Here is a 247-nt window from a genome sequence, read left to right on the forward strand (position 1 = left end):
CGCCCACGCCGATACCCAGGGTATCAGCCCATCGGTAGAGCGAGAGCGACTATGAATGCAATGGCGGCCCTCAGGCAGTATCAGACCGTCAACAACCAGGCCCAGGCTGCAGAGGCCAGCCCTCATCGTCTGATTCAGATGTTGATGGAGGGCGGTCTGTCTCGGATCGCTCAGGCACGTGGTGCCATGGAGCGCGAGCAGACGGCGCTCAAGGGCGAGTTGATCGGCAAGAGCATCGCCATCATCG

Annotated in this window: 1 protein-coding gene; it reads left to right on the forward strand. The window is 61.5% G+C overall.

Annotated elements, in window-relative coordinates:
* Positions 1–51 precede the first annotated feature (51 nt).
* Positions 52–247 (forward strand): flagellar export chaperone FliS (gene fliS / locus NDO48_RS29450; protein ID WP_267322948.1); only part of this gene is annotated, 196 nt, incomplete at its 3' end.

It is taken from the genome of Aminobacter sp. MET-1, from assembly GCF_026521175.1.
GTDB lineage: Bacteria > Pseudomonadota > Alphaproteobacteria > Rhizobiales > Rhizobiaceae > Aminobacter.